Raw genomic sequence first — 13,104 nt, 5'->3', positions numbered from 1 at the left:
TTGTGCACGTGTCACCGTACCACCACGGGGCAAAAACTAAGCCATGCCAGCACGCCGCGCCCGCTCGACCGTTTCCGGCAGCGCCGAAATGACGGCGTCGACATCCGCCTGCGTCGAGGTGTACCCCAGCGTAAAACGAATCGACGACCGCGCTTCCGGCTCCGAAACGCCCATCGCCATCAGCACGTGCGAGGGACGATTAACGCCCGCGCTACATGCCGATCCCGTAGAACAGTCAATTCCCGCCGCATCGAACAGCATGATCAAACTATCGGCCTCCGCGCCCGGGAAGCTGGCGTAGACATGCCCCGGCAAAGCGAGCTCGCTGGTGTGGATAATCGCACCGTCGATGTGCATGATTGCCCTGATGAGCTGCTGCGTCAGACCGCGGATTCGCTCATTGTCCGCCGCCATCGTGTCCACCGCCGCGCGCAGTCCTGCCGCCATGCCCGCCGCCGACGCCACGTCCTGCGTGCCCGAACGCAGTCCGCGTTCCTGCCCGCCGCCGTTGTTATGCGGGGTAAGTTTCGCTTCACGACGAACAAGCAGCGCCCCAATCCCACGGGGACCGCCGAACTTGTGCGCGGAGATGGCCATTGTAGTGGCGCCACTTGCGTGGAAATCAATGGGCAGATGTCCGGCTGCCTGCACAGCATCGATATGGAAAGGCACGCGAGCATCCTTCGCCCGCTTGGCAATCTCCTCCACCGGCTGGATGGTGCCGGTCTCATTGTTCGCCCACATGCACGTCACCAGCGCGGTGTTCTGCCGACTCATCTCCGGGAACTGCACCATGTCAACGCGACCATCAGCACCTACAGGAGCCTCAACAATCTTGGCCCAGTGTTCCTTTTCCAGATGGTGGCATGTCTTCAACACTGCATCGTGCTCGATTGGTGGAACCACAATGTCCGAGCCAGAGGCCTTGAAGTACAGGCCTGAAATCGCTAGATTGTCGGCCTCAGTTCCACCGGAAGTAAAAACTACCTCGATGGGATCGGCACTGAGCAGCTCTGCAATTTCTTCTCGGGACTCTTCCAGAACCTTTTTCGCAATGCGTGCGGTGGCGTACTGCCCCGAGGGGTTGGCCAGACCTAGGTTCTCGACCATTGCCGTGCGCGCTTCTGGGCGCAATGGTGTAGTCGCGGCATGATCCACAAAGTAACGGGTCTTCGCAGCAGACTTCATTTCACTCTTCTCGTCCGGAGCGGCAACGATGTGGTCATTAAGCATGCAGGCAGTATAACGCTGCGTGCGCCTTATGCTCACTATCCGCCATAGTTAAACCTCACTGTCTGCACGAACAGATGAGTAGGACCAAAAAAATGCTCGGGGCGGGAACAGACAGGAAATCTGTGCCCACCCCGAGCGGGTAGTTGCTAGCCGAGTTGACTCTCGGCCAGCAGCCTTACGCAACTAGCAGCCTTAAGGCAAGTGCGTATTACTTCAGGTTCTCGATAGCCTGCGGGACAACGTCGAACAGGTCACCGACGACACCGAAGTCAGCAATCTCGAACAGCGGAGCCTCTTCGTCCTTGTTGACCACAACGATGGTCTTGGAGGTCTGCATACCTGCCTTGTGCTGGATAGCACCGGAAATACCCAGAGCAACGTAGAGGTCCGGGGAAACGGTCTTACCGGTCTGGCCAACCTGGAACTGACCCGGGTAGTAGCCAGCGTCAACAGCAGCACGGGAAGCACCAACAGCTGCGCCGAGAACGTCTGCCAGCGGCTCAACAACGTTCTTGAAGCCATCCTCGGATGCGACACCGCGGCCACCGGAAACAACCAGCTTAGCCTCGGTCAGCTCCGGACGGTCGCCGCCCTCAGCCGGTGCGAAGGAAACGATCTCGACAGCGTTGTTGCCGATCTCTGGGAATGCAATCTCGGTAACGTCAGCGGAACCGGACTTCTCCTCCGGGTCAACGGAGCCCGGACGCAGAGCGTAGACCGGGGATGCGCCGTAGCCGACACCGTCAACGATGTACTCGCCACCGAAGATGGAGTACTTAACGGAAGCGTCATCGTTGATAGCAACAACGTCGGACAGCAGACCGGAACCGGTCAGCGCAGCGACGCGGCCAGCGATTTCCTTGCCGGTTGCGGAAGCGGAAACCAGCACCGGAACCTCACGCTCGGAGGCCAGGCCGACGAGAACGTCAACCTCAGGGGTGATCAGGTACTTGTCGGCATCGTCGGACTCAGCAGCGAGAATCTCGCCAGCGCCGTAGGAGGCCAGGGTGTCTGCGAAGCCAGCAGCGGTACCCGGGGTACCCACGACAACTGCGGCCGGGGTGCCGAATGCGGAAGCAGCGGTCAGCAGTTCAGCGGTGGTGTTCTTCAGCTCGCCATTTGCGTGCTCGACGAGAACGAGGACGTCGGTCATAGTGATCTTTCTCCTACTTGTATCTCTATTTGTCTTCTATTCGCGTCAAGCGCCTTAGATGAACTTCTGGGCCTTGAGGTACTCGGCCAGCTTGGCGCCGCCGTCTCCCTCATCGTTAATGCGCTCACCAGCGGTCTTAGCCGGCTTCGGAGTGGAGCCAGTGACACCGGTAGCTGCGTTTTCGAGACCAACCTGCTCTGCCTCAGCAGCAACATCGTCCAGAGTCAGCTCGGTGACCGGCTTCTTCTTAGCGGCCATGATGCCCTTGAAGGATGCGAAGCGCGGGCTATTAGCCTTCTCAGTGACGGAGACGACTGCCGGCAGGGATGCCTTGAGCTGGTAGATGCCGTCTTCAACCTCGCGCTCACCGGTGATGGAGTCACCTTCGATAGCGACAGAGCGCAGGTGAGTCAGAACCGGCAGGTCGCGGTAGACACCGAGGATAGCCGGGACGGAGCCGGTGCCACCGTCAGTGGAGGCATTGCCGGTGACAATGAGGTCAACATCCTCGAGAGTGTCGATGACGTTGGACAGAGCCCATGCGGTCTGAACAGCGTCGGAACCTTCAAGTGCGTCGTCCGAAAGAATGACGGCGTCGTCTGCACCCATGGACAGAGCCTTGCGCAGTGCCTCGACGGCACGATCCGGGCCAACAGTTGCGACGGTAACGTTTCCGCCGTGCTCTTCCTTCAGCTGCAGGGCAGCTTCAACAGCGTTCTCATTAATTTCGTCGAGAACTGCGTCTGCAGACTCACGATCGAGGACAAACTTGTCATCGGTGAGCTTACGCTCGGACCAGGTGTCCGGAACCTGCTTGACCAGAACCACGATGTTCGGCATTTTTCTGTCGTCCTTACTGGTTGATTACTGGTGAACGTTTATCTGACCTTACTTCGCAAGCCGCCTCACAATAAAGTGAACCAGGCCACGCTCTAGGTCGTCTGTGTTGAAGATAACAGAACCTATCGCCAATGCGAAGGTGATCCAGATAACAATGTCGTTATTTTTTTAAATTTTTTTCTACACCACGAGCACAGTCTGCCCGCCAACATGCCATTTCCGCATGTCAGACGTTAATAGTACGCAATCAACTGCAGCTGTCTCCGCAGTATTCGCCGACAGCAAACACCGATCCCCAACGGGCTACCCCCACCAGTTTTCCGTCGTAAAGCGGTCCTTAACCGATCTCCCGGGGCTGACAGATAAACGCCGTCGCGCTCCTTCCGATGCGCGTGACCACCACCGCCAATGCCCTGGAGCCCTTAAGTTTCCACTGCTTGCGCAACGCGTCGGGGTTGGCGTCTACCCCGCGCACGAGAATCTCCACCGATCCGCAATCCAACGCTGCCAGTGCCTTGCGAACCTGCTTCAACCCCACTTGCTCAATAACTTCGAACCCGGCAATCCCCTGCGGCAAAACATCGCCACTGACGTGCGCAATCCGCGCATCGAGCTGCCAGAGCCCATGCGCCGCCGCAAAATGCCGCACCAGCCCGGCGCGCACAATCGCCCCATCCGGATCAATGATGTACCGACCGGCAGCGCGCACATCGACGTCGTCAGGCATGGTGTCGTCGTAGGTCTGCACGTCCACCGCCGACAACTCTAACGGCCTGTGCTTATCGACGGTCTGGATAACCATCGCCGATCGCGTTACGGATTGCCCATCGGTAACTCCGGCCAGCCCCGGCGTATATAGACACGCCTCCTTGACCGCACCGTCCACCGAAGTGACAGCCACTTCCCCGCTCCACTCGCTGAAGTCGAGGCCCGGCGCACATTTGATAGCTAGTTCTTTGTCGGGCCAGGCGGCTATGAGCGCCGGCAGCGACGGGAGCAAGTCCTCCGGGTTGGTGATCCTGCGACCACCGGAGCGGCGTGCAGGGTCAGCGACAATGACGGGTGCGCCAAAGGCCGGTTGCAAAGCATCGGCCTGCGCGAAGATGTTCTTGCCGACGTTATGCCGCGCCATGGCCAACCGTGCAAGGTCGAGATCAGACCCGACGACGGTCAGGCCCTCGTGGTCAATTGCTGCCACTTCAGTACCAATGGAGCAGGTCACATCGGCCACTGCTTCGACACCGAGATCCGCAAGCCTACGGGCGCGAGCCATCGCGACGACAAAGGGCGTGGCCTGTTGCGCTGCTTCGGAAGAGAAGATCCAGTCCCCTGGCAGTTTGCTGACCGCCGAACGCCGAGCTGCCGCAGCTTCAATGACCGCGCGACCAAACTCGCCACAGTGTTGGCGTAGATGCGCGGAGTCTGCAATCAGAGACTTTTTAGTGAGCGCGAGCTGGTCGGCCTCATCTAGCCACTCCGGGTGAGCAGCAACAGCGGCCACCTCTGCAGCGGACAGGGACACTCGTTATCTCCTTCCAACTAGGGATCAGCCGGTTAACGGGGGTTGAGTAGTCGGCTAACGGTTCATACGTTTGCGCAAATGCCCCATGTGGGTGGCAACGGCAAAGTACTCATCCATAAAAGGTTCCCCGAGGAAGTCACTACTGGTGCGTCGCACCGGAGTGTTTCTGGCCGCCTCGAGAGCCTCGGCCACAGTACTGACGCCGTCCAAGCGAGTTAGTTGCGCCCAGGTCGGAGGCATGAGGCCAAGTAGCCCACGGCGCCATCCATCCAAAATCGTAGTCGGTCGGAACCAACCTGAAGATGATGCCTCAGAGGTGTCACCGTCGGCCCTTTGACCGTCGGGAAGCGCGGCGAGGAAGAAATAGGTGTCGTAGCGAATGGGGTTGGATTCGGGTGTCACCCAGTTAGCCCAAGGACTGACGAGTTCGGCATCGAGCGCCAGATTTTCATTGCTAAGGAAATCCGTCAATGACAACTCGTGGGCTTCCAACTGTCGTCGCTGACGGTGGAAGCGGTGACCATCTGCGACAATCTCACCGCCAGCATCGCGAACCAACAGAGTGCCTGTTTCCTCAAAGGTCTCACGCACGGCCGCGCAGGTGAGCGCGTGCGCCCGCGCGCAGTCGACGTTAAAAGCCTGCGCGATCCGCGACTCAGGGTCGGCTTCCGACGGCTCGGTCACGGCCATGACCTCATTCGCGACAGCGGGGAAATCACGCTGGTCTACTCCACCGCCGGGGAACACGGTCATGTTGGCCGCAAAGCGCATTGAGGATACGCGTTCTTGAACGTAGACCTCGAGCCCGCAGTGGGTGTCGCGGAGCAGCAACACAGTCGCAGCCAGTTTCGGCGACGCGGGTGTATTCGGGGTTTCAGGTGTCGGAACCGCCATGAGCGTCTACTTCTTCCGGTGCTTTCCAGCAGGCCGTGCCCGGCGCGCAAAGTAGCGATCATCGATGCGATCGACGACGATTTCCTGGTGGAAAGCCTTGGTCAGGTTCTCACTGGTCAGGACGTCGTCAATAAGCCCCTGTGCGATGACATTGCCTTCGTCGAGGAGCATCGCATGGGTGAAGCCGTACGGAATTTCTTCCGGGTGGTGCGTAATCATCACCATCGCCGGCGCATCCGGGTCGAGTGCGAGTTCGCCTAAGTAACCGACGAGGTCCTCGCGACCGCCGAGGTCGAGTCCGGCTCCCGGCTCGTCGAGAAGCAGCAATTCGGGGTTGACCAGCATGGCTCGTGCGATGAGTACGCGCTTGCGCTCTCCCTCACTGAGAGTGCCCCAGGTGCGGTCTGCAAGATGCTCAGCACCCATGCGCTCGAGAATCTCGGAGAGCTGTTCGAAATCCATCTCTTCATAGGTCTCACGCCAGCGCCCCAGGACGGAGTAACTGGCGGAAATAACAAGGTCCGCGACCTTTTCGTCATTGGGAATGCGGTGAGCAATCGACGATGATGTCAAACCAATCATGGTGCGCAGATCACGCATGTCGGTGCGCCCAATCTGCTCGCCCATCACATGGGCCACCCCTGAAGACGGGAACTCCTCCGCTGCAGCAATGCGCATCAAAGAAGTTTTGCCTGCACCGTTCGGCCCCATGATGACCCAGCGTTCGTCAAGTTCTACTTGCCAATCGACCGGCCCGACCAGCGTACGGCCACCACGGATGAGGTTTACGTCGCGAAAGTCGAGTAGCAAATCTTCGTTAAAGTCTTCTTCCAATTCAGCCACACATCCATGGTGCCCTAACTTTGCCCAAATGTGCGCTTGGACATTCTCATCTATCCTCGGTAGAGAGCAAATCGAGTTCACTCGAGATGGTTTTGCTTCGATTTTCACCTAGCTCGCCGACAATTAGGAGAACGTCTTTTATGACTGGTCGAATCGGTATTGATGACATCCGTCCTCAAATCAACGGTGGTGCAACTCCATCGAAGGCCGTAGTGGGTGAAGTCGTCCCAACCTTTGCCGTCATTTGGCGAGAAGGCCATGACGCGATGAACGCCACGCTCAACGTCAAGGGGCCGAAGGAATCAGCTTTTGCTTCCCGCTCACAGCGCATTCCAATGCACTTTTCTGACCATGATCCAAATCAGGTCAATGCCACCTTCGTCCCAGACGTTCCGGGGCTGTGGACCATTCGCATTGATGCCTGGTCCGACCCGATGGCAACGTGGCGCAACGCTATCACCAAGAAGTTCGAGGCCGGTCAGAGCGAAGCTGAACTCGCTAATGATCTAGAAATTGGCGCCGCTCTCTTCGACCGCGCCGCCGCTGGTGCCGCTGCTATCCACCGCAACCACCTACGCTCCATCGCCGCAGGTCTGCGCGGCGACGGCGATCTTCGCGCCCGCATTGCAGCCGCGCTTTCCGACGAGACCCGCGCCATTTTGCAGGCGCACCCGGTGCGCGACCTTTTGACCCGCGGAAAGACCCGCAAGATCAAGGTTGACCGCCGCGAAGCCCTGTACTCCTCTTGGTATGAGTTCTTCCCCCGTTCCAACGGTGGTTACGGCGAAAATGGCGAGCTGCTGCACGGCACATTCAAGACTGCGGTTGCACAGCTTGATCGCGCTCAGCGCATGGGCTTCGACACGGTCTATCTGCCCCCGATTCACCCAATCGGTGAAATCAATCGCAAGGGTCGCAACAACACCCTGACCCCGGAACCGGGCGATGTCGGATCTCCGTGGGCTATCGGCTCCGCAGAAGGTGGCCACGACGCCATCCACCCGAGCCTCGGTGACGAAAAGGACTTCAAGGAATTCATCAAGGCTGCTAAGGAGCGCGACCTCGAGGTCGCTATCGACCTAGCGCTCCAGTGTGCACCGGACCACCCCTGGGCTAAGGCTCACCCGGAGTGGTTCACCGTGCTGCCGGACGGCACCATTGCCTACGCCGAGAATCCGCCGAAGAAGTACCAGGACATCTACCCGCTGAACTTCGACAACGATGCCAAGGGCCTGTACGCAGAGGTTCTGCGTGTAGTGAAGTTTTGGGTCAAGCGTGGAGTCAAGGTCTTCCGCGTGGATAACCCCCACACCAAGCCGGGCAACTTCTGGGAATGGCTGATTGAAACCGTTCACGAAACCAACCCGGAGGTCATCTTCCTCGCCGAGGCCTTCACCGCCCCGGCCCGCCTCTACGGCCTGGCCAAGGCTGGCTTCACTCAGTCCTACATCTACTTCCCGTGGAAGACTACGAAGGAAGAGCTGACCGAATTCGGCAAGGAGATTACCCGCCATGCGGACATCGCTCGCCCATCCCTATGGGTCAATACCCCCGATATTCTGCATGACTTCCTGGTCAAGGGCGGCCGTGGCGCCTTCGCCATCCGCGCCGCGCTGGCTTCAACCCTGTCTCCGCTGTGGGGCATGTACTCCGGCTTCGAGCTGTTTGAAAACGTTCCGGTCAAGGAGGGCTCCGAGGAGTACCTCGACAGCGAGAAGTACCAGCTCCGCAGCCGCGATTACGACCAGGCACTGGCCACCGGCAACTCGCTGGAGCCGTTCATTGCGACGCTGAACAAGATTCGTCGGGAGCACCCTGCTCTGCAGCAGCTGCGCAACCTGCACTTCCACGACATCGACAATGACAACCTGCTGGCTTACTCGAAGCTCGATCCGGTCACCGGCGATGCCATCCTCGTTGTTCTCAACCTCGATCCGTGGAATGCCCAGGAAGCTACCGTGCACCTCGACATGGATTGCATCGGGCTCCGCAACCACGACCGCATGGATGTCACTGACCTGATTACCGGCAACCAGTTCAACTGGGGCAAGGACAACTACGTCCGCCTGGCACCGTGGGAAAACGTTGCGCACATCATCAAGCTGCCGGAAATCGACGTCAAGCTCCGCCACAAGTTGGCTTGGCGCGACGTACCCGACTACGAGGGCTAGAACGCTTGCTGGGAACTTTCGGGGTTAGTGGGCCGCTGACCTGACTACTGTCGCAACGATTCGTCGTTAGGCTGGCGGGTGAGTTAGCAGCCCACTGTCCCCTACCTCCCTCTAATTCTTTAGAACTGAACTCAACAACTTCACATTCACCTACCTAGAAACGCTTCGGAAGGACCTTCCATGGGAGCCCACACAGATCCCCGCCTCGCAATTGATTCCGGCGATATGGATCGCCTGCGCTACTGCACCCATCACGATCCGCACAGCATCTACGGCGCACACGTCGTGGACGGTGACACGGTTATTCGCACGAGGGTCTTCGGCGCTCAGGCAGTTACTGTCGTCAGCACGCGCGGCGAGTTTGAAGCGGAGAACCTGGGCGACGGTTTCTTCACCGCCCTCGTCCCCGGCGGCGATGACTTCGACTACCGTCTGCGCATTACGTGGGACTCCGGCGAGACCGTAGAGCGTGCCGACGGCTACCGTTTCCTCCCCACTATCGGCGCTGGTGACCTACACCTAATCGGCGAGGGACGTCATGAGGAACTGTGGAAGGTTCTCGGTGCTCACCTTCGCAGTTACGACACAGAGCTGGGTACGGTCGAAGGCACCTCGTTTACGGTCTGGGCTCCGAACGCACGCGGCGTCGCCGTGGTCGGTGACTTCTGTATGTGGAACGGCGCGCAGTACCCAATGCGCTCTATGGGTGGCGCAGGTATCTGGGAGCTGTTCATCCCGGGTGTGGGTGAGGGCGAAGTCTACAAGTTCGCGATCACGACACCGGAGGGACAGCGCCGCGATAAGGCCGACCCTATGGCGCGTGCTGCTGAGCTCCCACCGGCTACCGGGTCGATTGTTGCGACCTCTGACTACGCCTGGGGTGACCAAGCGTGGATGGAAAAGCGCGCCAACACTGACTGGACCGAAGAGCCCATCTCTATCTACGAGGTCCACTTGGGTTCCTGGAAGCAGGGCCTGAGCTACGAAGTTATGGCGGAGAAGCTGGTGCGTTACGTGGTCGACATGGGCTACACCCATGTGGAGTTCATGCCAGTATGTGAGCACCCGTTCACCGGTTCCTGGGGTTATCAGGTTTCCGGCTACTACGCTCCGACCAGCCGCTTCGGCACCCCAGATCAGTTCCGCGGTCTAGTTGATGCCTTCCACGCCGCTGGCATCGGTGTCATCATGGACTGGGTTCCGGGGCACTTCCCGAAGGACGAGTTCGCACTTGCCCGCTTCGATGGCACGGCTTGCTACGAGCACCCGGACTGGCGCCGCGGCGAGCAGCGCGACTGGGGCACCTACGTTTTCGACTTCGGCCGCAACGAGGTACGCAACTTCCTCTACGCCAACGCACTGTACTGGGCAGAAGAGTTCCACATCGACGGTCTGCGCGTCGACGCAGTGGCTTCCATGCTGTACCTGGACTACTCCCGCAATGAAGGCGAGTGGCTGCCGAACCAGTACGGTGGCCGTGAAAACCTCGATGCTGTTCAGTTCCTGCAGGAATTCAACGCCACGGTACACAAGCACAACCCGGGCTTCCTCACCGTGGCCGAAGAATCTACTTCTTGGCCGGGTGTGACCGCACCTACCGAGCACGGTGGCTTGGGCTTCTCTATGAAGTGGAACATGGGCTGGATGAATGACACGCTGGAGTACTTCAGCAAGGAGCCGATTTACCGCTCCTACCACCACCATGAGCTCACCTTCGCTATGGTCTACGCCTACTCGGAAGAGTTCATTCTGCCGATTAGCCACGACGAGGTCGTGCACGGCAAGGGCTCGCTGTGGGAGCGCATGCCGGGCGGCGATTGGGATAAGGCCGCAGGCCTACGTACTTTCCTGACCTTCATGTGGGCGCACCCGGGCAAGCAGCTTCTATTCCAGGGTCAGGATCTTGGCCAGAACCACGAGTGGAACCACGATGAGTCCGTGGCTTGGGACAACCTCGAAGGTTGGAGCGGCGAATTCCACCGCGGCATTCAGCTGCTGGTTAAGGACATCAACGCCATCTACAAGGAAAACCCAGCGTTCTACACCCAGGATGACCGCCCAGAGGGCTTCCAGTGGATTAACGCGGATGATTCCACAAACAATGCTGTGTCCTTTGTCCGTTACGGCACCGATGACTCGGTCGTCGCCTGCGTCTATAACCTGTCGGGAACCACGCAGGAAATCTACAAGATTGGCGTACCGCGCGGTGGCCAATGGACGGAGATTCTGAACACAAACGCATCGCGTTACGAGGGCTCCGGCTACGGTGAAAACGGTACTGTGACCGCGGTCGAGCACGGTTGGAACGGCCAGGCTCACTCGATTGATTTGGTGCTGCCGGCCAACACCGCCGTTTGGCTGAAGTGGCAGGGCTAGTCCCGAATCCAGCCAAACAAAAGACAATCACATAGGAATTGCCCGTGCTGCACGGTTTTCAGTGATCTGAGTTTCGGCCTGAAAACCTGACACACGGGCAATTTTGTTTTGGGGAGCGTATCCAGGTTTTATCCTCGGAACGGATTGAACCAGTCAGGTTCCAAAGATTCGTTGTAATTCGCAGAATCTGAATCATCGGTGTACGCGGATCCATCCATGCTGTCGGTTCCGATGCGATCCGGAATGCCGTCGCCATCCTCATCCGCGCTCCACGTCGCAGCCTGCTTGGCAGTCAGTGGCTTGCCATCCTTACCAAGGCGATTGTAATCCGGCAGAAGCGGGGCTATTTGGGAACCCAGCTGGCCGAGCAGGCCGTCGGTAAGCTCATTGAGCGGCACCTCATCAAAGCGCGTCGTAATGGCGTAAGCGATGGGTCCGGCTGCGGTGTACAAAATACCGTGGTCATTAACGCCCTCGGCAGTGTCACCGGTCTTCTGGACTGCGGAGCCGACGTACATCACAAACTTCTGCGAACCACCGTAAGTGAGGTAGGTCAATGCAGTTTGTGCCGTGTCCTTGGTAATGAAGTTGTGCTTTGAGGTGCCATCGGCCACTTCCTGGAGACGTGCCATGAACAGCGCAGCTTGAGAGGGAGTAAACCAGGACCGATCACCGCTGGGATTGGGGATGTTGAACTTGTTGCCCAGGTGGTAGCGCTTGTCATCAACACCGGCTTCCTTGATGGTTTTGTTGACCTCGTCGAAACCAGCGACAGCGTCAATCAACCCATTCGCCGCGGTGTTGTCCGAATACCGCATCACGTACTGCAACAGCCCGTCGAGCGTGTATTGGCCAGGGCCAATCACGCTTCCGCCAACACCATTGTCCCAATCGACCGTCACCGTCTTGTCTAGGTCATCGCCGAATTTCTTCAGCGCAGTAACCACTAACGGAGCCTTGATGGTCGATGCGGAGTACTCCTTCGTATCCTCGCCTACCGACGCCGTGAGCCCTTTGTATGGACCGTCAATGACACGCAAATAGACACCTAAATCAATGCCATAGTTGTCGGAGAAACTCTTAGCCGCAGTATCGAGGACGTCCTGTGCATCAGACCAGGTGACTTCCTCGGAAGCATCCCAACCGTTATCTGGAGCATTAGGTTTTGTGGTAGCAGTGGTGGCCTTGGACCCGGTGGTGCTTGGGACATCGATGGTGCACCCTGCCAACAGAGTCGAGGCCGAAAGCGCAACAATGACCGAGGCGGAAGTAGCGCGAAGGGCTTTGGGGCGAAGTCGCATGCAAAACTCCTGGCTGCAGAAAACTGAAGACCAAAGGCACCTAGCGCAGTATGAACTGTCTGAGGTGAACAGGTGGATGAGATGCAGTGGTAACTGCTGTAAACCACTGAGAACTGTTGGAAGATTACCACCTTCCGAAAAATCTCGTTGCACTGGGGCGCAGCTTTTGTGCAACAATGGATTAAATATAGACATGATTAAAAGAATCAATGTCCAACGGTGCACCCAGGCAGTTGAGCTGCACATTTGATGCTTAATGCTTCAACGATGCCTCGTCCGAGACCGCTGCTAGAAATAGCGCACGGCACCGAAAATCGGAGGAAGTGAATCGCAATGAAGGAAAAGGTACATCGCTTGATGGACCGCATGCAGATTCGCCATGCCCATATGCGCAACACCTGGTATGGGCCGGTACTCTCCCCGGTTCTTCTCGTCGCAGGCTTCGTATTGCTCATTGTTGGCATTATCATTTTGCCAACTCCTGCTCCCGGATGGCTCTGCATCTTTGTTGCACTGGGAATTCTCTCGTTGGTGCATCCGCCGACACGTCGCCTGAACATCTGGTTGGCAGCAAAATTGGACGCCTTTTACGCCTGGTATGCGGAGCGTCATGTGGCAATGAAAGCAACACTTTTCCTGTTGCTAATGGCGTTTATGGCCGCTGTAATGGGCAGCGTCTACTACTTCATGGCTCCGGATGACTGGCCATACACCGACGCTTCAAGCTAGGAGCCTGAGCGCTTTCCAGGCTCCTAGTACAGTGCCCCTAGT

Annotated in this window: 10 protein-coding genes; 3 read left to right on the top strand and 7 right to left on the bottom strand. The window is 58.3% G+C overall.

The features are described from left to right. Positions 1-36 precede the first annotated feature (36 nt). From HMPREF2751_RS06695 to HMPREF2751_RS06670, 6 genes are all read right to left on the bottom strand, one after another. The gene (locus tag HMPREF2751_RS06695) at positions 37-1,188 is read right to left on the bottom strand and encodes a cysteine desulfurase family protein (protein WP_042389246.1); all 1,152 of its coding nucleotides are present in this window, start codon (positions 1,186-1,188) and stop codon (positions 37-39) included. Between the two features lie 253 nt (positions 1,189-1,441). Continuing rightward, positions 1,442-2,386 carry an electron transfer flavoprotein subunit alpha/FixB family protein gene (locus HMPREF2751_RS06690; RefSeq protein WP_016422471.1) on the bottom strand — a complete coding sequence of 315 codons (945 nt, stop codon included), beginning with the start codon at positions 2,384-2,386 and terminating at the stop codon, positions 1,442-1,444. A 54-nt stretch (positions 2,387-2,440) separates the two neighbouring features. Further along, positions 2,441-3,226 carry an electron transfer flavoprotein subunit beta/FixA family protein gene (locus HMPREF2751_RS06685; protein ID WP_016422470.1) on the bottom strand — a complete coding sequence of 262 codons (786 nt, stop codon included), beginning with the start codon at positions 3,224-3,226 and terminating at the stop codon, positions 2,441-2,443. 337 nt (positions 3,227-3,563) lie between these two features. After that, positions 3,564-4,748, bottom strand: coding sequence for a THUMP-like domain-containing protein (locus tag HMPREF2751_RS06680; protein ID WP_070595731.1), 1,185 nt, complete (start codon positions 4,746-4,748; stop codon positions 3,564-3,566). A 54-nt stretch (positions 4,749-4,802) separates the two neighbouring features. Then, positions 4,803-5,642 (bottom strand): NUDIX hydrolase, encoded by an 840-nt coding sequence (locus HMPREF2751_RS06675; RefSeq protein ID WP_016422468.1) that lies wholly within the window; start codon positions 5,640-5,642, stop codon positions 4,803-4,805. 6 nt (positions 5,643-5,648) lie between these two features. Continuing rightward, positions 5,649-6,485 (bottom strand): ABC transporter ATP-binding protein, encoded by an 837-nt coding sequence (locus tag HMPREF2751_RS06670; RefSeq protein ID WP_070595730.1) that lies wholly within the window; start codon positions 6,483-6,485, stop codon positions 5,649-5,651. Positions 6,486-6,625: 140 nt separating this feature from the next. Here HMPREF2751_RS06670 and HMPREF2751_RS06665 point away from each other — a divergent pair, with 140 nt between their 5' ends. Then, positions 6,626-8,656: an alpha-1,4-glucan--maltose-1-phosphate maltosyltransferase gene (locus tag HMPREF2751_RS06665; RefSeq protein ID WP_070595729.1), complete on the top strand. Its 2,031-nt coding sequence runs from the start codon at positions 6,626-6,628 to the stop codon at positions 8,654-8,656. A 180-nt stretch (positions 8,657-8,836) separates the two neighbouring features. Next, on the top strand, positions 8,837-11,032 hold the full coding sequence (glgB, locus tag HMPREF2751_RS06660) for a 1,4-alpha-glucan branching protein GlgB (protein WP_070595728.1): 2,196 nt from the start codon (positions 8,837-8,839) through the stop codon (positions 11,030-11,032). Between the two features lie 128 nt (positions 11,033-11,160). Here glgB and HMPREF2751_RS06655 read toward each other — a convergent pair whose 3' ends face one another. Further along, complete coding sequence (locus tag HMPREF2751_RS06655) at positions 11,161-12,333, bottom strand: serine hydrolase (RefSeq protein ID WP_049172060.1); 1,173 nt, start codon at positions 12,331-12,333, stop codon at positions 11,161-11,163. 333 nt (positions 12,334-12,666) lie between these two features. On the opposite strand from HMPREF2751_RS06655, the gene HMPREF2751_RS06650 reads away from it, so the two are divergent. Then, positions 12,667-13,062 (top strand): TIGR02611 family protein, encoded by a 396-nt coding sequence (locus HMPREF2751_RS06650; RefSeq protein ID WP_016422463.1) that lies wholly within the window; start codon positions 12,667-12,669, stop codon positions 13,060-13,062. Positions 13,063-13,104: the final 42 nt, after the last annotated feature.

The organism is Corynebacterium sp. HMSC063G05, assembly GCF_001810555.1.
In the GTDB taxonomy this organism is placed as follows: Bacteria; Actinomycetota; Actinomycetes; order Mycobacteriales; family Mycobacteriaceae; genus Corynebacterium; species Corynebacterium jeikeium_D.
Note: the sequence above shows the minus strand (reverse complement) of the source record. Positions and strands in the feature narration are given on the sequence as shown.